The sequence below is a fragment of the Vasconcelosia minhoensis LEGE 07310 genome, assembly GCF_015207255.1.
Taxonomy (GTDB): domain Bacteria; phylum Cyanobacteriota; class Cyanobacteriia; order Phormidesmidales; family Phormidesmidaceae; genus Vasconcelosia; species Vasconcelosia minhoensis.
The window spans coordinates 16,112-42,690 of sequence record NZ_JADEXG010000008.1; the positions used below are offsets into that span (position 1 = coordinate 16,112).

The following is a 26,579-nucleotide window of genomic DNA, read 5'->3' on the forward strand; positions in this document are numbered from 1 at the left end:
ACCGGACAGAATTACCAACTTTCTATGGCTGCTTCTCCATCGGCTCCAGCCCCACCCAACCCGAATGCACCGGCCCCAGATGTGCCGGAACGGGTGCATCTGCCCCGGACGAGTGAGTCGGATGCGCTCAAGCGGATTCGTCATACCTTTTCGCACGTCATGGCCATGGCCGTGCAGGAACTCTTCCCCAAGGCCCAGGTGACAATCGGGCCATGGATTGAGAACGGCTTTTACTACGACTTCGATCATCCCGAATCGTTTACTGAGAAAGACCTGAAGGCAATTAAGAAGCAGATGATCAAGATCATCAATAAGGGTCTGCCGGTGGTGAGAGAGGAGGTCAGCCGGGAAGAGGCTAAGCAGCGAATTGAGGCCCTGGGCGAACCCTACAAGTTAGAAATTCTAGAAGATCTGGAAGACCCAATTACGATTTATCACCTGGGGGAAGACTGGTGGGACCTCTGCGCCGGGCCGCACATGGGCACGACGAAGGAACTCAATCCCAAGGCGTTTGAGCTGGAAAGCGTAGCCGGGGCCTACTGGCGTGGAGATGAAAACCGGGCTCAGCTCCAGCGGATCTACGGCACCGCCTGGGAGACGCCAGAGCAGCTGGCGGAGTATCAGCGACGGCGGGAAGAGGCCAAACGACGCGACCATCGCAAGCTGGGCAAAGAGCTGGGACTGTTTGTCTTTTCGGATGCGGTGGGGCCGGGGTTACCGCTGTGGACGCCTAAGGGTACAATCCTCCGCTCGACTCTGGAAACCTTTCTCCAGCAGGAGCAGATTAAGCGCGGCTATCTGCCGGTGGTGACGCCGCACATTGGCCGGGTAGAGCTGTTTAAGCTATCGGGTCACTGGCAAAAGTATCAGGATGACCTCTTCCCAATGATGGGCGAGTCGGAAGCCGAAGGGTTTGTCCTGAAAGCGATGAACTGCCCCTTTCACGTACAGATTTATAAGAGTCAGCTGCGCTCCTACCGAGAGCTGCCCTATCGCCTAGCCGAATTTGGCACCGTTTATCGCTATGAGCAGTCTGGCGAGCTGGGCGGCCTCACCCGAGTGCGTGGCTTTACCCAGGACGATGCCCACCTGTTTATTACTCCAGAGCAGCTGGATGACGAATTCATCAAGGTGGTTGACCTGATTCAGTCCACGCTGCGAGCCCTCCAGCTCGACCAGTCCTTCCGGGCGAGGCTGAGCTTCCGTGACCCCGAGTCCGATAAATACATCGGCTCCGATGACGCCTGGCAGAAGTCTCAGAACGCCATCCGCCGGGCGGTGGAGACGCTCGGCATGGAACACTTTGAGGGCATCGGTGAGGCGGCCTTTTATGGCCCCAAGCTGGACTTTATCGTCCGGGATGCCCTCGATCGCGAATGGCAGCTGGGGACGGTGCAGGTAGACTACACCCTGCCAGAGCGCTTTGACTTGGAATATGTGGCCGAAGACGGCAGCCGCCAGCGACCGGTGATGATTCATCGCGCCCCCTTTGGCTCGCTGGAGCGGCTGATTGGTATCCTGATTGAGCAGTATGCCGGGGACTTTCCCCTCTGGCTCGCGCCGGAGCAGGTGCGGCTGCTGCCCATTACCGAGGAACAGGTGGGCTTTGCCCAGCAGGTCGCCGAGCTGCTGCTGCAAAAGCAGGTGCGGGTGGTCATCGATACCAGCGGCGAGCGGCTGAAGAAGATGATTCGCAATGCTGAGAAAGCCAAGATTCCCGTGATGGCGGTGATTGGCGCAAAGGAAGCTGAAGCGAATACGCTGAGCATGCGGACACGGCAGTCTGGAGAACTGGGCGCGATCGCGGTCCCCGAAGTCATCTCTCGTCTGGAGCAAGCGATTAGCACTCAAGGCGACTTTTAATTCGGCTTAGCGCAACGCTTAGCAGGCGATCTCAGCTGGTCGCTGCTGGTTAGGAGCGATCGGGCATGGTAACGGTGACTATCAGAGCTATTGAAGTGAATGATTGGGAAGGGCTAGCGGCGCTGCAGCAATTTCCCAAAGTCCGTCGAGGTACGTTACAGATGCCCTACCAGTCGCCAGCGGTCATCCGGCGGCGGCTAGAAAACCAGCCTGAGAATATCTATCAGCTCGCGGCTATAGAACCCGAGTCCGAGCAGCTAGTCGGAACTATCAGCCTTCATCAACAAACCCGCGGTCGTCAGCATGTAGGCTGTATCGGCATGGCCGTCCGAGACGATTTTCACGGTCAGGGAATTGGGTCTGAGCTCCTGAAGGAGGTTGTTGAAATCGCGGACGGCTGGCTGAATCTCAAGCGGCTAGAGCTGACAGTATATGTCGATAACGCACCGGCAATACATCTGTATCAGAAGTTTGGCTTTTTAATCGAAGGAACGCTTAAAAAGTATGCCTTTCGGGAAGGTCGCTTCGTAGACGCCTTTACAATGGCAAGAATCATTTAGCTTGCTTCAACCAGGGGTTTTCTCGTGTCTCCATCCGCTACGGTTACGGTGCCTGCCACAACTGCCAATATCGGTCCCGGGTTTGACTGTCTGGGCGCGGCGCTGACGCTCTACAACCGGTTCGAGTTTGCGCCGATTGAGGCTTCAGGCTTCAAGATTTCAGTCACCGGCCTGGAGGCAAATCGGGTCGCTACCGGGACGAAAAACCTAGCCTATCGAGCCTTTCTAGCCCTGTTTGAAAAAATTGGTCAATCCGCTCCGGCAATCCATTTGAAGATTGAGCTGGGCGTACCGCTGGCGCGGGGGCTGGGCAGTTCGTCAACCGCGATTGTAGGCGGCTTAGTCGGGGCAAATCTGCTCGCCGGTTCGCCACTCGACCTCCAGGCGTTAGGCACCTTGGCCACTGAGCTGGAAGGCCATCCCGATAATGTCGTCCCGGCCCTGCTAGGCGGCTGCCGACTGGCGGTTGCCGATGCCGGACTGCCCTGGCAGACCTGCGAGCTGCCCTGGCACGAGTCGATTGTGCCGATTGTGGCGATTCCTCATTTTGAATTATCCACCGCGGCGGCGCGGCGGGTGCTGCCCCGGACCTATAGCCGGGCCGAGGCGATTTACAACATGGCGCATTTGGGGCTGCTGCTGCGCGGTTTAGCGACGGGGAATGGGGAATGGCTGCAAAGGGGGCTGCGCGATCGCATCCACCAGCCGTACCGAAAATCGCTGATTCCCGACTATGACGCCGTCCACACCGCCGCTCTGAAAGCGGGAGCCTGGGGCTTGGTGATTAGCGGCGCGGGGCCAACGCTGCTTGCCCTCACGGCGGCAGAGTTGGCTGACCAAGTTCAAACGGCGATGCTAGAAGCCTGGAGCCAGCAGTCCTTCAAGGTCACTACCCACCGGCTTAGCTTAGACAGTCGAGGGGCCGTCGGCCAAACGAGATAAAGCCGGTCTAAATTAGCCGCCCGGGTCAGCGGACTGACGCCGCTCGGACAGCTTTAAGGCAATTTCTGCATAGACAGCCCGGGTAATCGGGTAAAAATAGGCCAGCACCAGACCACAGAGCAGCGCAACTAAAGGCACCGGTCCCATAAAAAAGCGGATCGCTAGCAGAGCCGATTCAGGCTGTTGAACGGTCTCTGCGGCAGCCTGCCCGGCAGACTCTTCAATAAAACCTGAGGCTTCTAATCCCACCCCAACCAGATAGATGCCGACGGCCAGACCCAGCTTTTGCAGCAGCGTCATAAACGCATAGAAGACGCCTTCCCGGCGTTTGCCGGTGTTCAGCTCGTCTAGCTCAATCACATCCGGCAGGATAGACCAGGGCACCACGTAGGCCGCTGCCGCTACGCCAAAGCCCGCGATCGCGCAGAGCACATACATCCAGGTCGTCTGTCCCGGCTGGAGGCTAAACAGGGCAATCTGCACCAAAATCCAAACGCCAGAGCCGAGAAAATACAGCCCCTTTTTACCCATCCGCTGGCTCAGCCAGCTGCAGACAAACATCATCGGAATGGCGACACCCTGAACCAGCAGCGCCGCTAAAAACCAGTTGGATTCGCCCATCCAAAACTGAACGTAAAAGGGCAGAACCGCCGCCGTCATCTGCAGGGCCAGCCAGGAGAACAGGTAAATGCCAATGACAAAGAGAAAGGGGCGGTTGCTGAAGACGATTTGCAGCTGCCTGGGAAAAGGCATATCTGGCGTCGCCAATGTATCACCCGTGAGCTTTTGAGCCTGGGCATGCTGCTGGGTATATTTGAAGGTGCCAAAAATGCACCAGTAAATGCAGACAATCGAAATCACTCCGCCAAGGGCACCCAGCACGGCAAATCTCCGGGCCGGGTCGGGGATCCACTGGCTGACAACTAAGCCCAGAGCTAGGATAGAAACCGCACCCGCCAGCGAAAACGCCAGCCGAAAAGAGGTCAGCTCGGTGCGTTCGTCATAGTCCTGGGTCATTTCGGCGGTCATTGTCGTGTAGGGCAGGTTCGTTGTAGTGTAGAAAATTTGAAAGACAATCGAAATGATCACGTAGTACCAAAACTTGGCGGTCGAGCTCTCAAAGCCTGGCACAATCCAGGTGAGGTAAAAGGCAATACCGAAGGGAATGCCGGAGAGAAACATCCAGGGATAGCGACGACCCCAGCGGGTCTGGGTGCGATCGCTCAAAAATCCCACAATCGGATCGTTCACCGCGTCCCAGATTTTGCCAATCAGCAGTACTAGGGACGCCGCCGAAGGCGTCAGCCCAGCCACGCTAATTAGAAAGTATAGAAATGAAAAGGCCAGCAGGTTAGCCGTGAGCCCAGATCCAGCATCGCCAGCCCCGTAGGCCAGCTTGACCGGCAGGGTAAGCCGGGGAGACCGCGTAGCTGCGCCAGTCGAGTCGAATTCAGAGTTTGCCATGGACAGAGGCGGTATAAATAATAGGTATAACTAACGGGAAGTGAACCCATTATTGCCCCATTCGGGCTGTCCTTAGCGCTCTGGTAAAAACGGCTATGTCAGATCTCCATGTTTCCTGGACGGACTACCATCACAAAATTGAGCAGCTGGCGCTGAAAATCTATGATTCTGGCTGGGAGTTTAACCAGATTGTTTGCTTGGCAAAAGGCGGCCTGCGGATTGGCGATATTCTCTGTCGGCTGTCTGACCAACCGCTGGCCATCCTCTCCACCTCGTCCTACGGCGGCGCGGGCAATCGGCTGCGTGGCTCCATCACCTTTTCCCACGACCTCAGCATGACTACAGCCAACCTGGGCAACCGTGTCCTGCTGGTCGATGACCTGGTCGATTCGGGCCAGAGCCTCAAGCGCAGCATCTCTTGGCTAGAGCACAAATATGGCTTCTACATCGACGAAATCCGCACGGCGGCCCTCTGGCGTAAGGAATGCTCTATCATCGAGCCGGACTACTATGTGGACTACCTGGCCGACAATCCCTGGATTCACCAGCCCTTCGAGAAGTATGAGGACATGACCCTGGCCGACCTGGCCAAGCAGCATCAGACAGAGGCCGTTTTGGAGCATTAGGGAGCATTAGAGCTGCGATCGCGACTTTGCTCAACCGCAGCAGCACAGTGAGGACAAATCGGAGCAGATATGGGAACCGGCTGACCGCAGTCCCGACACAGCTGATAGGAGCCAGGCTCAAGCCGATGCCCAACCGCTACGCGCTGGTCAAAGACAAAGCATTCTCCTTGCCAAAGACTATCTGACTCGGGCACTTCAGCTAAATAATTGAGAATGCCGCCCTGAAGCTGGTAGACCGTGTCAAATCCCTGGCTGAGCAGATAGGCAGAGGCCTTTTCACAGCGGATGCCGCCGGTACAAAACATCGCGATCTGTTTGTGCTGAACCGGGTCAAGCTGCCGAGCATACTCTACAAAGTCCTGAAAGGAAGCGGTTTTTGGGTTCTGCGCGCCCTTAAAGCTGCCGACTGCTACCTCAAAATCATTGCGCGTATCAATCACCGTCACCGCTGGATCAGAAATCAGCTGATTCCACTGTTGGGGCGGAACTGCAGTTCCAGTCCGCTGGCTGGGGTCAACTGTCGGCTGCCCAAAGCTGACAATCTCTCGTCGCAGCTTTACCTTCATTTGCCCAAAGGGCGGTTCGCTGGCAAAGGATTCCCGGGTTTCGAGATCGGCCAGTCGCGGATCAAGACGTAGCGTCTTCAGAACCTGGTCTATCGCAGCTCGGTGGCCCGCCAGGGTGGCATTGATGCCTTCTGGGGCGAGCAAAATGGTTCCCTTCAGTGCCTCGGCCTCGCACAGCGCCTGCAGCGGAGCCTGGAGCTGGCGATAGTCGTCAAGCGGCGTAAATTTATAAAAGGTTGTGACCAGAGTTGACATAAATAGGGCTGTTAGAGTCTGTACTGCTGATAGACCTGAGCCGCCGCCCGATGGAGCAGGCTGTGACGGACAATCAGCGAATTCAGATCGCTGCCGTAGCCGCCACCGATAACACAGGCCGCTGGGACACCCGCCGCTAAACAGGTGCTGAGGACATCGCGATCGCGATTAAACAGTCCCTCATCCGTCAGCGCCAGCTTACCCAGTCGGTCCTGCCGGTGGGGGTCTACCCCAGCATCGTAGAGCACTAGGTCGGGACGAACCTGACTGAGCAGGTCTGGCAGATGCTGATTTAAAATTTTAAGATAAACGTCGTCCTCGGTGCCAGCAGGCAGCGGCAGGTCAAGGTCACTCGCCTGCTTGCGACTGGGGAAATTCTCTGTGCAGTGCATCGAAAAGGTAAATACCGTTGGGTCGGCGCGAAAGATCCAGGCCGTGCCGTCCCCCTGATGGACGTCCAGATCGACAATCAGCACCGTTTTGACCAGTTCCTGCTGCTGCAAGACGCGGGCCGCGATCGCCAAGTCATTAAAAATGCAGAACCCGGCCCCGTAGTCGGGAAAGGCGTGGTGCGTGCCGCCGGCGGTATTGCAGGCCAGCCCGTGCTGTAGGGCCAGCTTGGCGGTGAGCAGGGTGCCACCAACGGCAGTGCAGGTGCGTCTGACCAGGCCAGGACTCCAGGGCAGGCCAATCCGCCGCTGCGATCGCGCATCTAGGGTGCCACTACAGTAGGCCTCCACATAGCCAGGCGTATGCACCAGCTCTAGCCAGGTCCGGGGCGGGGCGCCCGGCCGGTAAAATTGAGCCTCAGTCGCCAGTCCTGAGCGCAGCAGCCAGTCCCGCAGTAGGCCAAACTTGGCCATCGGAAAGCGGTGGCCCGCCGGTAGCGGCATCACATAGTCGGGATGGTAAACCAGCGGTGGGGACAGCAAGCAGTCGAGCTTAGAGAAAAGAAGAGAGCGATCGCTTTACCCGGACATCGAGCTGATGGGCTAGACTCCCCTCCGGCCAGTCCAGCTGATGAGATTCACTCGCGGGAACGACGCTAATCACCGGCTGCGGCCCTAAGTTTTTGGAAGCGTTTGCCTGGGTTCGACGCGGCGGCGGCTGAGCAGTGCCCCGAGCTCGGATTGATAGCGCCCCCCGCCGGCGTCTTTCTGCCCGCCGCCGCGCTCTTTGACCCGGCGATTTTCCCGGCTTTGAGCGCGCTATCGAGTCTGACTGGTGCGATAGCTGAATAACCCGCGACTGAGCGAGGGGCAAGGAGGGTGCGGGAACGGCGGCTGACGATGGACTTGTCGACCGCACCAAAATGCGAGCTGAGCGCGATCTCCGGGTCCGCGGCGCAGTTCTCGCCAGCCGCCGCCATTGCGATAGCATCACGCAGCCCACGGCACAGGCCCCTACCATAGCGCTCAAAGACCAGACGGGAACGCCTGCCTGCCGCGATGAATCTGAGCCAGCGACAGGCGCTTCGGCCGTAGGTTGGCCCGAAGCGGTAAAGGGCGAAGCGGTCGGCCCAGCTCCGTCCACCGTTCGTCCCGACGCTATTCTTCCCGACTCTATGCCAGTAGTGAGCAGTGGCTTGGGCTTGACAATTCCCTCCAGCGCAAAAACGCCTACCAAAATCGAGACCAGCCAGAAACCCACAACTAAGAGCCAGGGTCGCACCAGCAAAAGCTGAAACCAAAATCGGGAGCCCCAAAGGCGATCGGCCGCCGTCGGCAAAGCGGGCTGCTCAGTCCCGGGCTTGTCTAGCTGAGTCATGGTAGAGATATCCTTAAATAAATAAGCTCCACATCCACGATTTAACGGAATTGTAGGCGTATATCGCTAAGAGCGCCAGACCCCACCGGGAGATCTCCACAGAATCTCTACAGACTTTTCATCCCTCTGCAGCGGTTCTAGCGCAGTTCCAGAGCGGGCAGGTACTGTCCAGGATTGCGAGCGACCCAGCCCTGGGCAGAATTCGTCCGGACCTCAAAGTATAGAAAAGACGGACCAGCGCGATCGCTTCCGCCTACTTTACCCACCGCGTTTCCCGATGTAACAGGCTGCCCAACGGTCAGCGAAATATCGTCCAGGTTTGCATACCGGGTTTGCAGCCCTTGGGCATGGTTAATCACGACCAGTCCGGCCTCATCCTGCCTGCTGGCAAAGGCAACGACGCCATCGCCGACGGCTCGCACCTCTGTGCCCGGCAATGCCGCAAACGCGATGCCGTTGTTGAAAACCATTTCGTCACGGCTGGGGTGGGGCTGCCAGCCATAGCTGGTGAGGATAGTCGCCTCATCAGGTAGCGGATAGCCCGGTAGAATCTGATCATCGGCTGCGATCTCGACCGATTCGGCTGACTCGGGAGCTTGCCCCGGCAGCCAGTTGCGCCCTGGAATAAAAACCTGCTGGGGCACCTCGGCCTGACAGCCATTGACCTCGAACAAAATGTCGGCCCGGGTCCCATAGGCCTCAGCTACCGCTGACCAAGTTTGCCCCGGCGCTACGGTGACCTGAATGCCGTTAAACGGTGGAAGCAGCAGTTCTGAGCCCACCGGCAGCGGTCCGCCGGGGCTGAGACGGGGGTTCATCCCCAAAACCGTCGTTGGCAGTAAGCTGTATTGGGAGGCAATACTGTCGAGGGTATCGCTGGCGGTAACCTGGTGCCGAACTAGCGCTGAGAGCACAGGATTCGAACAGAGCTGCTCTGGCTCGCCCGCCTGCTCTGGCTGGGCCAATGCCTGAGGTATCTCGAACGCTGCTGCCGCCAGGGCCAAGAGCAGCCATATCACCTGCCACCCCTGCACCCGCAGAAAGCAGTGATTAACCATTGATTTAGATATAATGTAATCTTTGCATCTCTAAATTCTAGCCAATCGTTTAGCTTGCTTGGGTAATCTTCATTGAGGACAACCGGGCGATTGCAGTAGAATCTGAGATAACTCTGAGATAACTAAGAGACACTTGTCTCCTTCCTGTTCCGGGACTGCCTAAATAGGCCTTCAACGCCCCTGAACAGCTTATACGCTTGCCTGCCAGCACAAGGACGAAGATTGACATGGGGGTTTCTCCTAAACAGATAGGACTTTACGGCACCCTTTTGCTGTTAGGCATGGGAGCTGGGTGGGGTGGCCATACCTATTTCAAGACTGCGGCCAAAGAGACCCCTACCGCTCCAGAGCTGGCAGTCGTGCCAACCTCGCTCCAGTCGCCCACCGAGCAAGCCCAGCTTTCACCTGACTACGGCAATTCGTTCCAGCTAGACCCCAACTTTATTGCCACTGCGGTCGATCGAGTTGGGGCAGCCGTGGTCAGAATAGACGCTTCACGGTCGGTAAAAGGAATGCCCGAGGCCTTTGAGCATCCGCTGTTCAAACGTTTTTTTGGCGACGAGGTGCCGGAGCAGCCCGACCTGCCCGACCGGGTCGAGCAGGGGACGGGTTCCGGCTTTATTCTCAGCGCCGATGGTCGTTTGATTACCAATGCTCACGTGGTCGAAGGTGCAGACGTGGTGATGGTGACGCTTAAGGATGGTCGCAGCTTTGAAGGCGAGGTGATTGGGGCCGACCCGATTACCGATGTCGCTGTGGTCAAAATCGCAGCAGGTGATCTGCCGGTTGCCCCCCTCGGCCGCACGGATGACCTGGCACCAGGGCAGTGGGCAATCGCGATTGGCAATCCGCTTGGGCTTGATAACACCGTCACTGCTGGCATCATTAGCGCTCTGGGTCGAACCAGTTCTCAGGTGGGCATTTCAGACAAGCGGGTACAGTTCATTCAAACTGACGCCGCGATTAATCCAGGTAACTCTGGCGGACCGCTGTTAAATGCTGAAGGCGATGTGATCGGCATGAATACGGCTATTCGGGCAAATGCCCAGGGACTGGGATTTGCGATTCCGATTGAAACCGCTAAGCGGATTTCAGATCAGCTCTTTGAGACCGGCGAGGTGCAGCATCCCTACCTGGGCATCCAAATGGTCAATCTGACGCCTGAAATGCGCGAACGGATTAACCAGGACGAAGAAATTGGGATTGCCATTGAGGCAGAAGAGGGCGTTGTCATTGTCCGGGTGATGGAAAACACGCCGGCTCAGGCTGCAGGGCTAAAGCGCGGCGATATTATCGTTAAAGTCAATGAAATGCCAGTCGCCGATGCAGCCGATGTTCAGGCTCAGGTTGAGCGTGGGGGGCTTGAAAAATCTCTGACGGTTGAAATTAGCCGCAGCGGCCAGAACCAGGTCTTTAAGATTAAGCCGACCGCCCTGCCAGCAGAACTGCCTTAGAGATAGGCAGGCAAGGAGATAGGCAGGCAAGGCAAAATCGGATTTGGGTGGGCTGCCCTAAAGCGAATGGAATCTATGCTGCTAGCCATTGGCTTCACCGTCGTCCAGGTCGAGTGAATCAGTCCCAGATAGGTTCACTTCTAACTCCATCCGCTGCTCCATCTGACGCAAAAAGTATCCTGTCATCATGGCCGAAGCTAGCAGCCCTGCCAGATTTTCTCGGTCCGTCGTCACCTGTACGTTGAAGCCTTCAGCGGGCAAGACCCCAACCAGGCCTTGAACATTTTGCGAGATAATTTGTTTGATTTCTCCGCTCGCAGCCTGGGCAACTCGCGTGAGCACCTCGGGGGGCTGATGCTGTAAGTACTTTAAGAGCTGATTGGCTTGGACAGTCTCTGCATTCAAGCTCATAAAGTCTGCATTTTCAGGATTGAAAGCCATAAAAAATTCGGATTATCCAACCTCACCTTACCTCAATTCATCACAGCCTGCCAAACCTGCATCAGCAGTGAGGTTAAATTCGCGCCTGCTACAGAGTCAGACATCTCGTGAAATAGAATGAATCGAGTCAGACGCATTCAGCTGTGTTGGGGTAGTCGTGAGTACGCTGGCTTTCCAGCCCTCTCTGAGTAAAAATAGGCCGATAAAGGTCAATAAACTAGCCAGTATCACACCCACCCAGAGCGGAATACCCGCTATCGGCAGGAACCACCACCACACTGCTACGATCCGGAGCAGCTCGGCCGTTAAAAACTGGCCTGGAGGGGGTGGCGCGCCGACCTGGGCAAAGACATCCTGAACTGGGGTTGAAAAAGCGTCCTGGAGCTGTCGCAGCGTTGCCCCCCAGACATTGAAAATAGGTGCATTGCTCGGATCACCCCATAGGGCGAGGGCCTGTCGAATCTGGCCAGCATCGGCGGCTTCTGCATAGTATCTCTGGTAAAACGCAACCAGGGTTGGCGCGTTGACTAAAAAACCAAGAATAATCAGTCCGATTAAAAAGCCTCGCCAGCGTCGTCCCGTCAGCCCGGCTAAAGCCATCAGGCTGGGTAGGACGGGAACCAGGAAGCGAGGCCCCCAGTTCCAGCCGCCGAATTCCCAAAAACTATGAAGAATGAGGAAACCTGCAAACAGACCCGCGATCGCAACTCCCTCAGTTTTTTGCCGTCGCCACAGCATCCACAGCCCGACAATCGCGAGAAGCGTCGGCGGACAGTACCAAAACAATCCGCCCCCCGCGCCGGGACTCACCAGTAATCCGACAAACCGCCCCAAGAAACCCTCGGCCCCAAACCGCGAGGTGTTTTGGCCAGAGCTAAAAAAGCTGCCAAATCGCATCGCATTATAGGACATGTAAAGCATTGCACCTAGGCAGGTGCCAAGAGACGGAGCAATCACCTTTGGCCAAGCTTCGCGCTTAACCAGGAAGTAAAGAGACAGGGCTGGCCCAACCACAATTCCAGACGGCTTAGCGGTGACGACCAAAGCCGAGAGCAGGCTGGTCCCTAAGGGGATACGGCTTGGTTTGCTGCATAGGGCCATGTAGAGGGCCACAGTGGTGAGCAGCGACAGCAGCGGCTCGGCAAAAAACTCGCGAGCATAGACTAGCGCGGTCGTCCCGAAGGCAAACCCAACTGCGGCTAGATAAGCCCCTGCCCGAGTCCCCCCCAGGCGCAGCGTCAGCAAAACAACGAAACCCGCAGTGCCAGCCGTCAGCAGCGCAGACAGAAAGATGCCACAGGCCGCTGCCGTATAGTGGGTCGGCAGATTGAGCACATTCCCCAGCAGCAGCCCAATGGCAACAAACGGCACAGCAACGATGGGCAAGAGCGGATATCGAGCCGAGTAATACTGCCCATCCGGTCCCAAAATGCCGCCCGTGCCTGGGGGCACCGTAAAGTCTCCCCTGAGGACCAAGGACTTAGACACGCTGAGCATATCATTGCCGTCGATTCCCCAGATTCCCGGCTTCAGAAAGGCTAGATAGATCAGGGTAATCCCGGCAAACAGAGGCAGAATAGTAGCGCCAACCTGAGTCAGCCCAACCGGGATAAGCCATCTCGAAAACAGCCTCGAAGGTGGATGAGTCTCAATCCTATTTGCCATACTTTGCGCCGATCTCAGGAAGACTTCGTTTTGGTTTCAATGTTCCCTGGCCTGTTTAGACAGTAACAAAGCCCTAGCCTTGGATTTGTCAAGATTCCGAGAAGGAATGGGGGCTTCATGATGTAGATTTAGCGCTTCAGGCTAGGCTCAATCGCGTCCTATCGGCCTACTCTTCTGGTAAAGCGGGTCCAATCGCTGAGGCATCGGCAGTATCTGGCTGATCTATGGGTGGGAGCTCGGTAGGGCCAGGCTTTGGGAGCGCCACCTGGGGAAGCTGATCGATTTTAAAGTGCTGATAAAACTTTTCAGTTACCTGGAGCCAGTAAGAGCGCCCGTCGGCCTGCCGCCGTTTTTTGACGAACCCCTGCTGCACCAAGTCGGGGACATGCTGGTAGGCGCCCGAACCGCGCAGGTCAACCAGGTCAGTTTGAGAAATTGGCCCCCGCAGCGCGATCGCGGCTAGCGTCCGTAGCGCCCCTAGCCCGATGTCCAACGGTACTAGCCGATCGACCATAGGCTGATACAGCTGTCGCAGCTGTAGCGAATAGCCCGCTTCGGTCTCGGCAATCTCTAGCGCCCCATCCCGGTGAGCATAGTCATTCATCAGCTCGATTAGCCCGGCCTCGGCGGTTTGGCGATCGCACTGGGCATAGTCGGCAATCTGCGCAATCGTCAGCGGCTGCGCTTTCAAATACAGAATCGCTTCGATCGTGTTGGCGAGACGAGGCATAGCAGTCAACTCGTAAAGCCCGGAGTAGGCGGTTAGAGATTCCTCCCGGTAAGCTCGACAAAGATGTCCTCCAAATTCGAAGGTCGGGTCATCATCCCGGTTTTATCGGGCTGCTCGTCGAGGTACTGGTTCGCCGCCTGGAGGGTGGGAAAGAACAGATACTCCCACCGATCCCCCTTTTGTTTCATCACAATTCCTTCACCGTGGCGGTGCCGCAGTTCCGCTAGGGTACCGAGTTCGATCAGCTGACCCTGGTCGAGAATGCCAATGCGATCGCAGAGATATTCAACCTCTTCCATATAATGGGTCGTCAGCAACATCGTCATCCTCTGCTGCTGATTTAGCTCGCGGATCATTTCCCAGAGCCGCCGCCGAGTTTGGGGATCGAGCCCTACCGTTGGCTCATCAAGAAAAAGAATTTTAGGCTGATGCAGCAGCGCCCGAGCAATTTGCAGGCGACGCTTGAGGCCACCCGAAAGCTGCTTGGCCTTCTCAGCGCGACGCTGGCTGAGTTCGACATAGTCCAGCCAGCGGTCGATTTCCTGCTGACGCTGGGGACTGGGAATATGGTGCATCCGTCCGTGGAATTCCATATTTTCCCAAACCGAGAGGTCGCCATCGACGCTCGTCTGCTGAAGGACAACGCCAATCTGCCGCCGCACCTGAGCGGGCTGACGGCTGACGTCATAGCCGGCCACCACAATATCACCCTGGGTCTGCTGAGTCAGAGTTGTCAGCATCCGTACCGTAGTTGATTTGCCAGCCCCATTCGGTCCCAGCAGGCCAAAGATCTCTCCGGTTTGAATCGTTAGAGACAGGTCATTGACGACGCAGGAATTGTTATAGACTTTGTGAACATTCTGTAGCGAAACCGCAGCAACCATAGGGGGCCGTTTATCGGGCAACTCTATTCAGAGTATCTCAATCCTGACGTCCTGTATCGATGGCGACTGCCGATGCGAGCTAGAATCGACTCCCCCGTTCTTTTCCTCACCTATGACGACGTGCCGCCGTACAAAAAGCAGGGGTCGATGGTCAGAAATAGCTACTTCTGGGCGCTGCGCTCAATTGCAGACCGATCGCCCTTTGGCAAAGACTGGGAATTTGAGGAGCGGGTTTGGCTGGCCCTGACGCGGATGCTGACTGCCTTTGCCGAGTCGGGCTATCTGGGCTACCGAGAGACCGTGCTGGAGTTTCCGCCAGACGACCCCATTCCGCCAGTGCTAAAGCCGGTCGCAACCTGGCGGGCCGAAGCCCCAGAGGACGAATCGCTTTAGAGTAAAAAAGGCAGGTCTGGCCTGCCCTGAGAACGCTTATTTGACTTGACCCCGGGGTCACAGCCGTCGGAACTAACTACATGAGCCCCAGCTGGGATAAAATCCCTTTGCCGGTGACATACTCGGTAATCAATCCGGCGACAAACCCGATCATTGCCAGTCGCCCGTTCCAGTTTTCGGCAAACTGGGTGAAGCCAAATTTAGCCTGCTGCTCTTCCATGGTAAAACCTCGCTGTACGTTAGATAGTGGGTCGATTGTTAAGGAACTTAAAGCCCTACGCCAGAATGTTAACTAATGTAAATTGGTTTTGCAACTGCTTTGTCAGCGCGTCAGGCACCCCGCTGCCCGCCGCGCCGCAGAACGGCGATACTCATCTCAGTCGCCCGGGCATCAACTGAGGCGACGGCGTTGCCCGTTCCGATGAATGGGCTGGAGCAAGACTGGCCCTATAGCGGCAAGCAGGCCGCGCTCAGACTGAAGGTAAATAGCGCGATCGCAAAAACGGTCCAGAATCGCAGCTGCTCATCGGGGTTCAAAGCTCTGATGGGACAAATTGAGCTTTAGTTTTGCAGGGCCTGCTGATCTGCGATCGCTGGGGTCTCAGCAGACTGCTCCTGAGCGAGCCGCCGCTTGCGGGCATAGAGCTGAATAGAGATCACGAAAGACAGCACCAGCCCAGCAATCAGCCAGGTTGTGGCATTCGTTGGCAGATTATTCTTGAAAATGACCAGCATCACAATCGTCACCAGCAGCAGCGTCGGCGCTTCATTCAAAGCCCGCAGCTGCCGGCTACCCCAGCGGCATTCACCCCTTTCGAGCTGCTTCCTCAGCCGAGCGCAATACATGTGATAAGCCAACAGCACCACCACCAGCCCAAGCTTGGCATGCATCCAGCCCGCCCTCAACACGTCTGGCATCTGCACCACTAAGCCAACGGCCATAGCTAGCGTCAGCAGCATTCCCGGCGTAGTAATAATCCGCAAGAGGCGCTTTTCCATTAGCCCATACTGCTGCTTGAGAATACTGCGAGCCGGTTCTGGCTCTGCCTCTGCCTCGACGTGGTAGATAAACAGCCGAACCAGGTAGAACAGTCCGGCGAACCAAACCACCACGCCAATAATGTGAAAAGATTTGAACCAGTAGTAAGCCATTGTTTGGATTGTTTGGATTGATTGCATAGACCCTATCTATTCTCTAGCAGTCGGTCCACTTTCGTCAGAAAGGCGTCTGCTTCTTAATTTTTGGTAGCGTAGCGAATGATCCACTGAACTCAAGGAACGGTCCCAAGCGATGCAAGCTGACTGGCAAACTGTGAAGTCCTATGACGACATTCTCTACTTCAAAGCGGACGGCATAGCCAAAATCGTGCTCAACCGACCCCATAAGCGCAATGCCTTTCGTCCCAAAACCGTGTTTGAACTCTACGATGCCTTCAGCAACGCTCGGGAGGATCGGCGCATCGGCGTCGTTTTGCTGACCGGCGCTGGCCCGCATACCGACGGCAAATATGCCTTTTGCTCCGGTGGAGATCAGACCGTCCGTGGGTCGGCGGGCTATATGGACGACAGCGGTGTGCCCCGGCTCAACGTCCTGGATTTGCAGCGGCTAATTCGCTCCATGCCAAAGGTCGTGATTGCGCTGGTGGCCGGCTATGCAATCGGCGGCGGACAGGTGCTTCATCTGGTCTGTGACCTGACCATCGCCGCCGACAATGCCATTTTTGGCCAGACCGGACCCAAGGTCGGCAGCTTTGACGGCGGCTTTGGATCCAGCTATCTGGCTCGCGTCGTCGGCCAGAAGAAGGCGCGCGAGATTTGGTTCCTCTGCCGTCAGTATGATGCTCAGCAGGCCTTAACGATGGGCTTGGTCAATACCGTTGTGCCCATAGCGCAGCTGGAGGCAGAGGGGGTGCAGTGGGCTACGGAAATTTTACAGAAAAGCCCGATCGCCATCCGCTGTCTCAAGTCAGCCTTTAACGCCGACTGTGACGGCCAGGCCGGCCTGCAAGAACTCGCCGGTAACGCCACCCTGCTCTACTATCTGACTGAAGAGGGAACTGAGGGCAAACAGGCGTTCTTGGAAAAGCGCCCACCCAATTTTCGGCAGTATCCGTGGCTGCCTTAAAACATAGGCTCAGCCCAATCTGGGTTGGGCCGGGCCTAGATAGAAGTTCTTGACAGTTTGGGGATCAAAAGCAGGCTGACCGAGGAATAGCAAGCTTCTTGTTTTGAGAGGTTAGTTCCTTTGCCTTAAGCGCCATACTACTGGGACAGACACTCTAGCGAAAGGGGTGGCGAAAGGGGTAGCTGAGCGACTGGCTCTGTCTGTGCCGATAGCACGTTCAGCGCTGAATGCGCCAATCCTGCAGTAGACCAGATCGATTTTCCGATAGGGGTGGGATCGCTGCTCCTAAAAGGCGAAATGGATAGGCAACAGGCTTTCCAAGCCGCCTTCACAGGCGCGTTTAGCTGCTCACAATGGCCCCCTCGACGACCGGTTGGCGTATAGAAACGGCAGTAGCCACAGCTCGAAGCACCACATTTCGCTGTTTTCATGTCAAGTTTCCAAAAAGGCTTTGTTTGCTATTGTGAATTATTTTTGAAGCTAGTTTAAATTGATTGGAAAGGGCTAATGGCTGACTGCACAAGCCGCCCAAGCGGCTGACTCAGCAATTTTGCTTTAAGACTTTCTTCAGCTTTTGTTTAGGAACCGATACAAGGGCTGGGAGCAGCGGCTACCGCCCTAGAATGAGCGCAATCGGGCCAGGGATCAGCTGGGCTAAAACCACGCAGTCCTGTTCTAAAGCCCTATTTCCACTGCTTGACAGCGCAGAGCGCACAGACTGACCAGCGCTGAATTTCGCCCGGGGGGCAGGGATAGCAGCAGGTTGGGCAGCGGATTTGACGCTGCTGCTGCTGCTGTACAGCCTTAGCCCAGCGTTCAAAAGACTGCTTAGGGGTTGAAGGCAGACTCGCTAAGGGGGGCTGGGAGTGGGCTGGCGGGGTATAGCAGGGGTGCGATCGCAGCTGTCCTTCGACCCTCAGCCGAGGATTATGGTCTGCCGACTGAGTCCACTGAGCGGGAGAAAAGCGGATATCTCGTAGCGGCTGAGCTAGATAGGGATTGAGCTGGCGGAGGATATTCAGCCGCTCAAAGGCCAGAGTTTGGGCCCAGGCGGCACTAGCAGTCGCGACATACAGTACCGAACGCCGCACCCCAACCGGACGAGACTGACGGGCAACCGCCGAGCCTACAGACTTAGGCCAGTGGTCTAAAATCTGCCGCATCTGCCGCCGCATCTGCCAGCTTTCTTGCGCCTCCAGACCCTGGAGCAGCTGATGCAGTTTCTCAAGCGCCACATTCCTATCCTCGCCCTGTCATAAAAAGTTGATGATTTTGCCCTGATGTGCTTAGCTAGGGCTAAAAAATAATCCTATACCGTCGCTATACCATTCCAAGGTTTCGGCCCAAGGTTTGGCTTCAGGCTCTGGGCAAGATTCAGAGGGAACTATCAGAGGGAACTATTAGACAGTTTGGCAATTTTAGGCAGTTAGGACTCTCAGCGACAGCTCAGACCAATCGGGTTAAAAGACAAGACTAATCTTTGGCAGAACAGGCTATGGCAGGACAGGACTTAACCTATCAAGATGCGCTCAATTCCCGAGCTGAGGATCTTCAGCCGCGGCTGCGTCAGGTCCTCAGCAGCGTCGATGTCCATCTTGAAGCCGAGCTGACGCGCTACCGCCGTCAAAAGCAGGGACAGCCCCAAGCATCGGCGACGCCTAGACGACGGCAGCCGTCTCCAGAGCTGATTTCCCTTTCGGCGGAGCCGGTTCCCAATAGCGAGCCAGACCTTCGTCCCAATGGGACTGAATCACCTGTCCAAGAGCGTTTACAGCCCGGGGCTTCACCCGTCCCTCAATCTTTCCAAGCGCATCCTGACAGTCCGACTAACCCCGCTGTGGGTACGGCAGGCTATTCGGCCCCAGAGAGCTCGCCGTTAGAGGAGTCACAGGAGTCACCCCCCGAAGACTATCTGGCCTCCTCCGAAGAATTGCTCAGAAGTCTCGAGGGACCTCCTCCAGCGCCGGCGACAGCGCATCAAACCTGGCGTCAAAAGGCCCGCCAGACTGCGGATAGCTGGCGAACTCACCCACTCGTCCAGCGACTCCCTCAGCAGATTTGGCAGCGGGCCGGCCAGCGCCTCCAGCCACTGCCCAGGGCTTTCTCAGAATCATTTTCTAGTTCGGTACCTGCTGCTGTCGCTCGCCGTTGGCAAACCCACTCGCCTCAGCTGGCAACGCCAATAGGTCTGAGCCTGCTACTGCTATTGGCTATGGGTAGCATGGGCATAGCCTACCTGTTAACCAATCCTAGAACCGTCCAATTCCTCAGTCAGCGGCCAGCGGGTGAGTCGATTGCTGACTTACCCACTGAGGCCCAGGGCGTCACTGCCAAAAGCTATAGCCCGCCGGGGCCAGACCTTTCAGCCAGAGAGTTTGTCAATCTCGATTTAGAAAGCCTAAGTACGCTCAATCCGCGTCCTGCATCCTCGTCGAGCTACCGGCCGAGACCTGGGGCGACGGCGAGCGAACCCGCCCTGCCGCCACTCCCAACCGGCAACCCCTTGCCTGAACCCGCTCCTACGCCTGTCGAAGGAAATAATTACTATGTCACGCTCGAATTTACCGGTGAGCAGGGCCTGTTCGATGCTCGACAGTACATCAGCGAGGCCTTCGTCCGTAATTTTTCGGACGGCAATCGGATCCAGCTCGGGGCATTCGAAAACCAAGTCTCAGCCCAGCAGTGGGCTGAGCAGCTTCAGCAGAGCGGCCTCTCAGCTCAGGTGTACGGGCCAACGGTGGAATAGGTTCGGCGTCTATGGCACGACCTAGAGCCGGGCTGCTATGCTGCTAAGCATAGAAATGAGCCCGTACCAGACGCCATGGGACTGCTAGATCGCTTCTTTCGCACCGCCCGCGCTCAGCTCAATAGTCTCGTCAGCGGCGCTGAGGATCCTGAAAAGGTTCTGCAGCAGACCGTGACTGACATGCAAAACGACCTGATTCAGCTGCGTCAGGCAGTCGCTCAAGCGATCGCGACCCAGAAGCGAACCGAGCGCCAGTGCGACCAGGCCCGCTCGACCGCAGAAGAATGGTACCGTCGGGCTGAGCTGGCTCTGCAAAAGGGCGATGAGACCGCCGCCCGCGAGGCGCTGACCCGCCGTCAGGCCTATGCTGGTCAGGCCAACGCGATGGATCAGCAGATGCAGGAACAGACCCGTGTCGTCACTGAGCTGAAGCAAAATATGAGATCGCTCGAAGCCAAGATCGCTGAAACTCGAACTAAAAAAGACATGTACATTGCTCGAGCTCGCTCTGCTCAGGCCAGCCAGCGAATCAACGAAATGATCGGACAGGTTGGAACCCAGGGTGCGATGGGTGCATTCGAACAGATGGAAGAGCGGATTCTAGAGCTAGAGGCGCAGTCCGAGGCCGTCGCCGAGCTGGCCGCTGGCGACCCGCTCGAAGCTAAATTCGCCGAACTCGAAGGCCAGCCCAGCTCGATCGACAGCCAGCTGGCCGAGCTCAAATCCCAGATCCTGACCGGCGACCAGTCCCAACCCGAGGAACTGCCACCCGCCTAAGCCGCCGCCTAAACCAGACGCTTCCCTACCCACTACCCTCTACCCTCTACCGCCGATAGACCGGTAGCGTAAAGTGAAAGCAGCTTCCACGATTGGGAGCAGAATCTACCCAAATCTGGCCGTAATGAGCACGAACAATGCGCTGGCATAGAGCCAAACCAAAGCCATGGCCATCCTGGTCGCGATCGCGCTGAAGCCGAAAACTTTCTTCGAAAATTCGCTGCTGCTTGTCCGTGGGGATGCCCGGACCGGTATCCCGAACGCTGACCTGAACCTTTTGAGACGTCCGGTGGAGCGCCGAGATATCAATCTTACCAGTCTCTGGCGTGTATTTGATAGCATTTTCCATCAGGTTGACGATGACCCGGCGGATCTGGACTGGGTCGGCATGAACCAAGGGTAGATCCTGGGGCAGATCTGCTGATACGGCCTGCCGTTTGGCCTTGAGTTTACGCTTCAGGGATTCGATCACCTCTACACAGACCGATTCCAAACTTAAGGACTGGGGCCGAATCTGTAGCTCTGCGCTAGAGCTGCGGGCGGCCTGGAGAATATCCGTAATCATCCGATCGATGGTCTGAATCTGAGACTTGGCACTCCGCAGCAGCTGAGCAATCAGCTCGGGTTTGAGCTGGGCCGCAGCCTGCTCTCGGGGATCAAATACCAGCTCCATTGTCTCAATGGCAATCGAGGCTGCCGTTAGCGGATTGCGCAGATCGTGGGCCATCATTGCGATGATGCGATCTTTGAACTCGAGCTGGAGCGCTAGCGCCGCCTGAGCCTGATTCAGCTGAAAGATTTGGTCTGAAAGCTGCAAAATTTGACTCGACTGAGCCACCGCATTGAAGCTCTGATCGGGCTGCTCTTCACGCTCGGAGTGCAGCTGAGCTTCCTGTAGCCAGCGCGGCCACCAGTGGCTCAGCTGCGGAATCAGGTTGCGACCGGCCAGGGTCTGATGCCCCTCAGCAGCAACTTTGACCAGAGCCGGCGTGGCTACAAGCTTAAAATGTTCGGCCAGATAGGGATGCTCAGTGACGTCGATAGTCTCTAATGCGGCTACACAAAAGGCCGTACTGGCCTGGAGCTGCTCTAGATGCTGTCGAATCTGATAGGCCTGCTGAGCTGCACTGGGTTGCCTATCAATAAACAGTAAAAGCTTGAAAGGAGCTTCAGCTTGCGGCATTAGAACAGAAGCGAGCCTTGATTCAGACTCCTAAATGCTGCTAATTGGAATCTTTAGAATACTCCTTTATGGCCTGGAGACGCCATGACCAGTTCTCAAAGCGGGCTACTCTGTGCGAAATGGGATAGCCCAGCTCTGTATAAATTAAAGGGATGAAAATAAATTAAAGGGATGAAAGCTGAAAATACAGGATAAATACAGCGTAGAACTTTTTCCAACTAACAGCCTCAGGTAAGCTTCACGATATCTGTAAAAAGAGATATTAAGGGGTCGGGTGAAAGTTAGGTATAGATAGGCTTTCTGGCTTACATTGAAAGATATCAAGGATAAGGTCTCCACCCCATAGTCTCCACCCCATAGTCTCCACAAAGAACCCCCATAGATGAACTATTCAAAAACAGTATTGCTAGGTAGGACGAAGCGGTTCCTGGGCATAGGGCTATGGCTGCTGCTAGCGGGGATTTTATCTCAGCCGGCTCAGGCTGAAACCCCATCAGCCCTAAATCGGCTGCCAGATCGGTTGCCAGATCGGCTGCCAGATCGGCTCTCGGAGACCGCAGTCCAAGATTTTTTCGCGTCATCGCCGCTGCTGGCCCAATCGACTCAGCTGCCCAGCCTACCCGCAGATGGGATCTATCTCTTCGGCCAGCAGCCCCAGCCCGATCGGTTAGAAACGACCTATTTAGTTTTTGAGGCGCTGGCTGGCCAGGTAACAGGCGCGTTCTATATGCCCTATTCCTCCTTTGACTGCGTCCAAGGCCGTCTGCAAGCAACGCAGCTAGCCCTGACCATTACCGACAGCTACTCTCAGGAAACCTTTGCCTATGCGCTTGGGCTAGAACGTGATACCGCGATCGCGAGCACCAGCGGCGCCGCTGCCGTGAGCATCGAAGGATTCTACCCACTGCCGGTAGCAGAAAACGACCTCAACATTCTCGGGACTTGCAAAGCCTACTATGATGGAGAAATTTAGGGACGGCGAGATCTAACGACGGCGAGACTTGGACATCTGCTAAACTGCCGAAAAGTCAACTTGCTGACAGCCCTCCAAACCCAGCATAGGGTTTTGAACATAGGCAGGCTGAGGCTGCCAGATACTGACTTCAAACCGACTATTGATGTAATACAAGTAGGCCACGTCGGCGTAGTAGTTTAGGTCGGCCCTGAGGTTCGAAAAGTCATCTTCGAAGTTCTCAAACCCAAATCTAACGATCATCTGGGCCACCAGACAGGCTGGCGTATGCTTGAACTCACCCGCTGTTTCTCGCTCCTCAGCAAACGTAGCTAGAAACTTGCTCAGCTTCGGCATAACCTTGTCGGGTGCACCATTGCGGCTGGCATAGACAATAATCGGGTTATTTTCGACGAGTAGATGACAGGCAAGCGTCATAGCAGGCATTCCTATAGGCCGAAGCGTTTATTTTTATATCCCTCATTCTGTCAAAATATCATGTCCGAATGTCCGTCAGGCGGTTATCCATTTGTCGGTGCGGTCGTTCGATCTGCCTTAGCGTTAAGATTGAGCCAGTTTCTTCAACGGTATCGTGTGAACGCAGCAGAGCAGGCACGCAGTATTGAATTTGCCAGCAAAATTGCCGCGGCTGTAAGCCTATTCAAGACCCGGTTTCCCGATCTGCGGGCCGATCTCAAGCCCTGGGCAGGCGATCCTGAAACTCAGGACCTGATCGATCCGGAGTCAATTGATATTGGCTTCCACTTTCCTGGCGTCAGCCGCTCGTTTCACTGCCGCAGCCTGCTCGTTCAGATCCGCTTTCATCGCGAAATTGAAACCGAACCGCCCCGGGTGATTGGCCTAGAGGTGGCTGGGTTTGATCACCACGGTCAGCAATGGCAGCTGTCTACCATTGGCACCTGGCATTACGAAGGCGAAGCGGTCCCAGAAACGCCGCTCAGCCAGGCGCTGAAGGACTGCTGTCGTCAGGTACTGGAGCTGTTTAACCGCTCGTGCTAGCCAAAGGTTCTGCCGTTCCAGCCCCACATTTCGCCTTCCGCATCGACAAATTCGATATAGGTGCGCTCTGTTGGCACGCCTAGGGTGGCCTGCACTTGGGCGCAGAAGTCCTGACTCATCGTTTGAGTCTTTTGTCCGCCCATCGTACCAACGCTCTTAACTTGGATAAAGCAGGCCGGCGCCGTCGTCCCCGCAAAGGTCATTGGGGTTCCCGGCTCAAACGCAGTCATCACGTACTTTTCAGGCTTACCCAGATGTTTGGACAGGCTAGCCGAGAGCCGCTTAAGCATATCCTCGACAGCAGACTGGGCCGGTGACTCGGCAGACGTTTGGACCTTAATTAGGGGCATGGTTCATCCTCCGTAGTTCCAGCCGGTATCCTCGAGCAGCAGCGGTTCACCCGCTTTGTGAATCCCTGCACCAATCACTTCGCCGACAAAGACCGTGTGATCGCCATACTCAACGCTGCCGACGACCCGGCACTCGACATAGCCGAGGGCGTCTTTGATCACCGGACAGCCGGTTTCTGGTCCCGGATAAAACTCGATATCTTCGAACTTGTTGCCAACGCGCCGCAGCGGCTTGAAGAAGTTTTGGGCGATTTCTTTCTGCCCGGCCTCTAACACGCTCAGGGCGAAGACGCCGCTGGCCTTGAGCATGGTATGGGAGGTAGAATCTGCCTTGACGCAGTTGGTCACCAGCGGCGGCTGAAAGGACGCCTGCATAATCCAGCTGGCGGTAAACCCGTTCAGGTCTTCCCCATCTTTCACGCCGCACACATAGATCCCATGGGGAATCTTGCGCAGCATCGTTTTTTTAGCCTGTTCGTCTAACACAGTTCCGCTTACTTTACGCTCTACATGGGTCAGTGTATCGCAAGACAGGGGGCTCAGACCTGTCCTCACCATCCCTAAATGTCGCCTCACTGGCGGGCCACACCGGCTTCCCGAGCGGCGGCCTGGACGGCAGCGGCGACGGCAGGCGCGACCCGGGGGTCAAATACCGAAGGAATAATTTGATCAGGGCGGAGTTCGCTAGCGGGAATCAGGCTGGCGATCGCAACCGCCGCCTGCAAAAACATCGACTCGGTGATCGACTCCGCCCGGCAGTCGATTGCTCCCCGCAGCAGCCCAGGAAAGGCCAGCACGTTGTTAATCTGGTTGGCATAGTCGCTGCGGCCCGTAGCCATCACCGCCACTATTCCCCGCACCTGCTCTGGCTGAATTTCGGGCACGGGGTTGGCCATGGCAAAGACAATCGGGTCTGACGCCATCGCTTTGACCATGTCTGGGGTAACCACGCCCGGGGCGCTAACCCCCATAAACACATCGGCGTGGGCTAGGGCATCGGCCAGGGTGCCTGCCATTTCAACCGCAAAGGCCTGCTTGGCCGAGCTGAGGTCGGTCCGCTGACGGCTGACGATACCCTTCGAGTCGCACAGGGTCACCTGCTGCACGCCCGCCTTCTGAAACAGCCGCGCCATGGCTAGCCCCGCCGCCCCGGCGCCGTTGATCACCAGCCGAATGTCGGCGATGGACTTGCCCACCAGCTTCAGGGCGTTGGTCAGCGCGGCCAGGCTAACGATCGCTGTACCATGCTGGTCATCGTGAAAAATCGGGATATCCAGTGCTTCCTGGAGCCGGGCTTCGATCTCAAAGCAGCGGGGAGCGCTGATGTCCTCTAGATTGACCGCGCCAAAGACCGGGGCAATCCGCCGCACCGTTTCGACAATTTCATCGGTATCCTGCGTATCCAGACAGATCGGAAAGGCGTCGAGGCCGGCAAATTCTTTGAACAGCATAGCCTTGCCCTCCATCACCGGCAGCGCCCCGGCTGGTCCCAGGTTGCCCAGACCCAGCACGGCGCTGCCGTCGGTGACGATGGCGACCGTGTTGGCTTTAATGGTCAGGTCGTAGACCCGCTCGGGATGTTGGGCAATCTCCATACAGATCCGCCCGACGCCGGGCGTATAGGCCATCGCCAGATCATCCTGGCTGCGCAGTGGAATCTTAGCTTCGACCCGCAACTTGCCGCCCTGGTGCAGCTGAAACGTGCGATCGCGCACCTCCAGCACGTCAATCGCATCGATCTCCCGGATGGCGCTGACGACCTGCTCGGCATGTTCGGTACTGGCCGCATCGATAGCAATATTGCGGACGACGCTTAGCCTCGATCGCTCCACCATGTCAATCGCATCGAGGTTGCCACCGGCTTGGGCCACAGCTTGAATCACCTTGGCGAGCATCCCGGCTCGATTAGGCAGCCTGAGGCGAACGGTTACGCTAAAGCTGGGGTTAGGCGTCAGGTTGACCATAGACGAGTCCGGAGCGAGGTTTGAACAAGGGCTAAAATCAGATTAAGCTTTTATTGGTTCAGCCCAACAGTCAGCCCCAATAGTAAGCTTAAGATGGCCTCTATGCTGCGTTCAAGGCTGTGTTCAAGTCGGCCCGCGATCTCGCTTTGCCGCGTTCAAGCCATTCCTGAGTCATCCCCAGCCGCCACTGACCGATGCCCAGCCTCTACGCCGAAATTGAAATTAACGCCCCGCTGGAAGCTGTTTGGCAGGCGCTGATTCGCAAAGCAGAGTGGCGCTACTGGAATACCTTTCTCTACGACTGTGACGCGACCCGAGAGCTGGCCCCAGGACAGGAAGTCTTTCTGTCGATGCAGCGGTTAGAGGGGGATGAGGAAACGGAGTTTCAGCCCGTCGTGACGGTGTTCAAGCCGAATCAATGCCTCCGCTGGACGTCAAAGATTCCTGGCCTGCGCAGCGAACACAGCTTTGAACTCCAGGAAATCACGCCGGGCCGTACCCGCTATCTGCATCGAGCTCATTTCTCGGGCTGGCTGACAAAGGTTTTTCTCCCCTTCATCCGTCAGGATGAACGCCAGGGCATTCGCCGCATGGCTCACCAGCTCAAACGCTATGTCGAGCGTCAGGCCTACAGCCCGCACCGACAGCCGCGCCGACAGCCCTGGCCCCATCCGCGGCCCGATCGGTACTAAGCCAGGTCTAAATCCCTTAACAAGCGCTGAATTAGCATCATAAAACCGGGAAGTCAGCAATGCTCACCGCCCGGTTTCTGCTCGTTTATCTCAGGGAAAAGT

The 26,579-nt window shown here is 56.6% G+C and carries 30 protein-coding genes; 13 read left to right on the forward strand and 17 right to left on the reverse strand.

What is annotated here, in order from left to right:
• Positions 1–24: 24 nt before the first annotated feature.
• The 3 genes from thrS to thrB all read left to right on the forward strand — a co-directional run bounded on the left by thrS (position 25) and on the right by thrB (position 3,365).
• Positions 25–1,863, forward strand: a complete 1,839-nt coding sequence (gene thrS, locus IQ241_RS04995) for a threonine--tRNA ligase (protein WP_193905320.1) — start codon at positions 25–27, stop codon at positions 1,861–1,863.
• 65 nt (positions 1,864–1,928) lie between these two features.
• Positions 1,929–2,423 carry a GNAT family N-acetyltransferase gene (locus IQ241_RS05000; RefSeq protein WP_193905321.1) on the forward strand — a complete coding sequence of 165 codons (495 nt, stop codon included), beginning with the start codon at positions 1,929–1,931 and terminating at the stop codon, positions 2,421–2,423.
• Positions 2,424–2,447: 24 nt separating this feature from the next.
• Positions 2,448–3,365, forward strand: a complete 918-nt coding sequence (gene thrB, locus IQ241_RS05005) for a homoserine kinase (protein ID WP_193905322.1) — start codon at positions 2,448–2,450, stop codon at positions 3,363–3,365.
• A 12-nt stretch (positions 3,366–3,377) separates the two neighbouring features.
• Here thrB and IQ241_RS05010 read toward each other — a convergent pair whose 3' ends face one another.
• Positions 3,378–4,829 carry an MFS transporter gene (locus IQ241_RS05010; protein WP_193905323.1) on the reverse strand — a complete coding sequence of 484 codons (1,452 nt, stop codon included), beginning with the start codon at positions 4,827–4,829 and terminating at the stop codon, positions 3,378–3,380.
• Between the two features lie 95 nt (positions 4,830–4,924).
• Here IQ241_RS05010 and IQ241_RS05015 point away from each other — a divergent pair, with 95 nt between their 5' ends.
• A complete protein-coding gene (locus tag IQ241_RS05015) occupies positions 4,925–5,455 on the forward strand; it encodes a phosphoribosyltransferase (RefSeq protein ID WP_193905324.1) in 531 nt (176 codons plus the stop codon).
• Here the strand turns inward: IQ241_RS05015 and trhO are convergent.
• The 4 genes from trhO to IQ241_RS05035 all read right to left on the reverse strand — a co-directional run bounded on the left by trhO (position 5,452) and on the right by IQ241_RS05035 (position 9,101).
• The gene (trhO, locus tag IQ241_RS05020; protein ID WP_193905325.1) at positions 5,452–6,276 is read right to left on the reverse strand and encodes an oxygen-dependent tRNA uridine(34) hydroxylase TrhO; all 825 of its coding nucleotides are present in this window, start codon (positions 6,274–6,276) and stop codon (positions 5,452–5,454) included. The two genes, IQ241_RS05015 and trhO, sit on opposite strands and share 4 nt — an antisense overlap.
• 11 nt (positions 6,277–6,287) lie before the next feature.
• Positions 6,288–7,205 carry a histone deacetylase family protein gene (locus IQ241_RS05025; protein ID WP_193905405.1) on the reverse strand — a complete coding sequence of 306 codons (918 nt, stop codon included), beginning with the start codon at positions 7,203–7,205 and terminating at the stop codon, positions 6,288–6,290.
• A gap of 13 nt (positions 7,206–7,218) precedes the next feature.
• A complete protein-coding gene (locus tag IQ241_RS05030) occupies positions 7,219–8,043 on the reverse strand; it encodes a hypothetical protein (protein ID WP_193905326.1) in 825 nt (274 codons plus the stop codon).
• Between the two features lie 137 nt (positions 8,044–8,180).
• Entirely contained in the window at positions 8,181–9,101 is a 921-nt protein-coding gene (locus IQ241_RS05035) for a M23 family metallopeptidase (RefSeq protein ID WP_193905327.1), read from the reverse strand.
• Positions 9,102–9,328: 227 nt separating this feature from the next.
• Here IQ241_RS05035 and IQ241_RS05040 point away from each other — a divergent pair, with 227 nt between their 5' ends.
• A complete protein-coding gene (locus tag IQ241_RS05040; RefSeq protein WP_193905328.1) occupies positions 9,329–10,555 on the forward strand; it encodes an HhoA/HhoB/HtrA family serine endopeptidase in 1,227 nt (408 codons plus the stop codon).
• 81 nt (positions 10,556–10,636) lie between these two features.
• On the opposite strand, the gene IQ241_RS05045 is transcribed toward IQ241_RS05040, so the two are convergent.
• The 4 genes from IQ241_RS05045 to IQ241_RS05060 all read right to left on the reverse strand — a co-directional run bounded on the left by IQ241_RS05045 (position 10,637) and on the right by IQ241_RS05060 (position 14,275).
• A complete protein-coding gene (locus tag IQ241_RS05045) occupies positions 10,637–10,996 on the reverse strand; it encodes a DUF760 domain-containing protein (RefSeq protein ID WP_193905329.1) in 360 nt (119 codons plus the stop codon).
• Positions 10,997–11,092: 96 nt separating this feature from the next.
• Positions 11,093–12,661 carry a hypothetical protein gene (locus tag IQ241_RS05050; protein WP_193905330.1) on the reverse strand — a complete coding sequence of 523 codons (1,569 nt, stop codon included), beginning with the start codon at positions 12,659–12,661 and terminating at the stop codon, positions 11,093–11,095.
• Between the two features lie 166 nt (positions 12,662–12,827).
• Complete coding sequence (gene scpB / locus IQ241_RS05055) at positions 12,828–13,391, reverse strand: SMC-Scp complex subunit ScpB (protein WP_193905331.1); 564 nt, start codon at positions 13,389–13,391, stop codon at positions 12,828–12,830.
• 32 nt (positions 13,392–13,423) lie between these two features.
• Positions 13,424–14,275: an ABC transporter ATP-binding protein gene (locus IQ241_RS05060; protein WP_193905332.1), complete on the reverse strand. Its 852-nt coding sequence runs from the start codon at positions 14,273–14,275 to the stop codon at positions 13,424–13,426.
• Between the two features lie 72 nt (positions 14,276–14,347).
• On the opposite strand from IQ241_RS05060, the gene IQ241_RS05065 reads away from it, so the two are divergent.
• Entirely contained in the window at positions 14,348–14,668 is a 321-nt protein-coding gene (locus IQ241_RS05065) for a hypothetical protein (protein WP_193905333.1), read from the forward strand.
• Positions 14,669–14,744: 76 nt separating this feature from the next.
• Here the strand turns inward: IQ241_RS05065 and IQ241_RS05070 are convergent, their stop codons facing one another.
• Positions 14,745–14,888: a chlorophyll a/b-binding protein gene (locus IQ241_RS05070; protein WP_193905334.1), complete on the reverse strand. Its 144-nt coding sequence runs from the start codon at positions 14,886–14,888 to the stop codon at positions 14,745–14,747.
• Positions 14,889–14,987: 99 nt separating this feature from the next.
• Between IQ241_RS05070 and IQ241_RS05075 the strand changes: the two genes are divergently transcribed.
• Positions 14,988–15,233, forward strand: coding sequence for a hypothetical protein (locus IQ241_RS05075; protein WP_193905335.1), 246 nt, complete (start codon positions 14,988–14,990; stop codon positions 15,231–15,233).
• Here IQ241_RS05075 and hemJ read toward each other — a convergent pair.
• Positions 15,230–15,820, reverse strand: a complete 591-nt coding sequence (hemJ, locus tag IQ241_RS05080) for a protoporphyrinogen oxidase HemJ (protein ID WP_193905406.1) — start codon at positions 15,818–15,820, stop codon at positions 15,230–15,232. The two genes, IQ241_RS05075 and hemJ, sit on opposite strands and share 4 nt — an antisense overlap.
• Before the next feature lie 139 nt (positions 15,821–15,959).
• On the opposite strand from hemJ, the gene menB reads away from it, so the two are divergent.
• A complete protein-coding gene (menB, locus tag IQ241_RS05085; RefSeq protein ID WP_193905336.1) occupies positions 15,960–16,793 on the forward strand; it encodes a 1,4-dihydroxy-2-naphthoyl-CoA synthase in 834 nt (277 codons plus the stop codon).
• 683 nt (positions 16,794–17,476) lie between these two features.
• Here the strand turns inward: menB and IQ241_RS05090 are convergent.
• The gene (locus IQ241_RS05090) at positions 17,477–18,028 is read right to left on the reverse strand and encodes a DciA family protein (RefSeq protein WP_193905337.1); all 552 of its coding nucleotides are present in this window, start codon (positions 18,026–18,028) and stop codon (positions 17,477–17,479) included.
• 260 nt (positions 18,029–18,288) lie between these two features.
• On the opposite strand from IQ241_RS05090, the gene IQ241_RS05095 reads away from it, so the two are divergent.
• Both IQ241_RS05095 and IQ241_RS05100 read left to right on the forward strand, forming a co-directional pair.
• A complete protein-coding gene (locus tag IQ241_RS05095; protein ID WP_193905338.1) occupies positions 18,289–19,539 on the forward strand; it encodes a hypothetical protein in 1,251 nt (416 codons plus the stop codon).
• A gap of 75 nt (positions 19,540–19,614) precedes the next feature.
• Positions 19,615–20,316: a PspA/IM30 family protein gene (locus tag IQ241_RS05100; RefSeq protein WP_193905339.1), complete on the forward strand. Its 702-nt coding sequence runs from the start codon at positions 19,615–19,617 to the stop codon at positions 20,314–20,316.
• Positions 20,317–20,362: 46 nt separating this feature from the next.
• On the opposite strand, the gene IQ241_RS05105 is transcribed toward IQ241_RS05100, so the two are convergent.
• Positions 20,363–21,499 carry a histidine kinase gene (locus tag IQ241_RS05105; protein WP_193905340.1) on the reverse strand — a complete coding sequence of 379 codons (1,137 nt, stop codon included), beginning with the start codon at positions 21,497–21,499 and terminating at the stop codon, positions 20,363–20,365.
• A gap of 382 nt (positions 21,500–21,881) precedes the next feature.
• Here IQ241_RS05105 and IQ241_RS05110 point away from each other — a divergent pair, with 382 nt between their 5' ends.
• The gene (locus IQ241_RS05110) at positions 21,882–22,472 is read left to right on the forward strand and encodes a hypothetical protein (RefSeq protein WP_193905341.1); all 591 of its coding nucleotides are present in this window, start codon (positions 21,882–21,884) and stop codon (positions 22,470–22,472) included.
• A gap of 39 nt (positions 22,473–22,511) precedes the next feature.
• Here IQ241_RS05110 and IQ241_RS05115 read toward each other — a convergent pair whose 3' ends face one another.
• Entirely contained in the window at positions 22,512–22,889 is a 378-nt protein-coding gene (locus tag IQ241_RS05115; protein WP_193905342.1) for a histidine kinase, read from the reverse strand.
• A 156-nt stretch (positions 22,890–23,045) separates the two neighbouring features.
• Between IQ241_RS05115 and IQ241_RS05120 the strand changes: the two genes are divergently transcribed.
• Positions 23,046–23,471 (forward strand): hypothetical protein, encoded by a 426-nt coding sequence (locus tag IQ241_RS05120; protein ID WP_193905343.1) that lies wholly within the window; start codon positions 23,046–23,048, stop codon positions 23,469–23,471.
• Here the strand turns inward: IQ241_RS05120 and IQ241_RS05125 are convergent.
• The 3 genes from IQ241_RS05125 to IQ241_RS05135 form a co-directional block, all read right to left on the reverse strand.
• A complete protein-coding gene (locus IQ241_RS05125) occupies positions 23,468–23,821 on the reverse strand; it encodes a phenylpyruvate tautomerase MIF-related protein (RefSeq protein WP_193905344.1) in 354 nt (117 codons plus the stop codon). The two genes, IQ241_RS05120 and IQ241_RS05125, sit on opposite strands and share 4 nt — an antisense overlap.
• Before the next feature lie 3 nt (positions 23,822–23,824).
• Positions 23,825–24,307 (reverse strand): flavin reductase family protein, encoded by a 483-nt coding sequence (locus IQ241_RS05130; protein WP_193905345.1) that lies wholly within the window; start codon positions 24,305–24,307, stop codon positions 23,825–23,827.
• A gap of 86 nt (positions 24,308–24,393) precedes the next feature.
• Positions 24,394–25,785 carry an NAD-dependent malic enzyme gene (locus IQ241_RS05135; protein WP_193905346.1) on the reverse strand — a complete coding sequence of 464 codons (1,392 nt, stop codon included), beginning with the start codon at positions 25,783–25,785 and terminating at the stop codon, positions 24,394–24,396.
• A gap of 194 nt (positions 25,786–25,979) precedes the next feature.
• Here IQ241_RS05135 and IQ241_RS05140 point away from each other — a divergent pair, with 194 nt between their 5' ends.
• Positions 25,980–26,477 (forward strand): SRPBCC domain-containing protein, encoded by a 498-nt coding sequence (locus tag IQ241_RS05140; protein WP_193905347.1) that lies wholly within the window; start codon positions 25,980–25,982, stop codon positions 26,475–26,477.
• Positions 26,478–26,579: the final 102 nt, after the last annotated feature.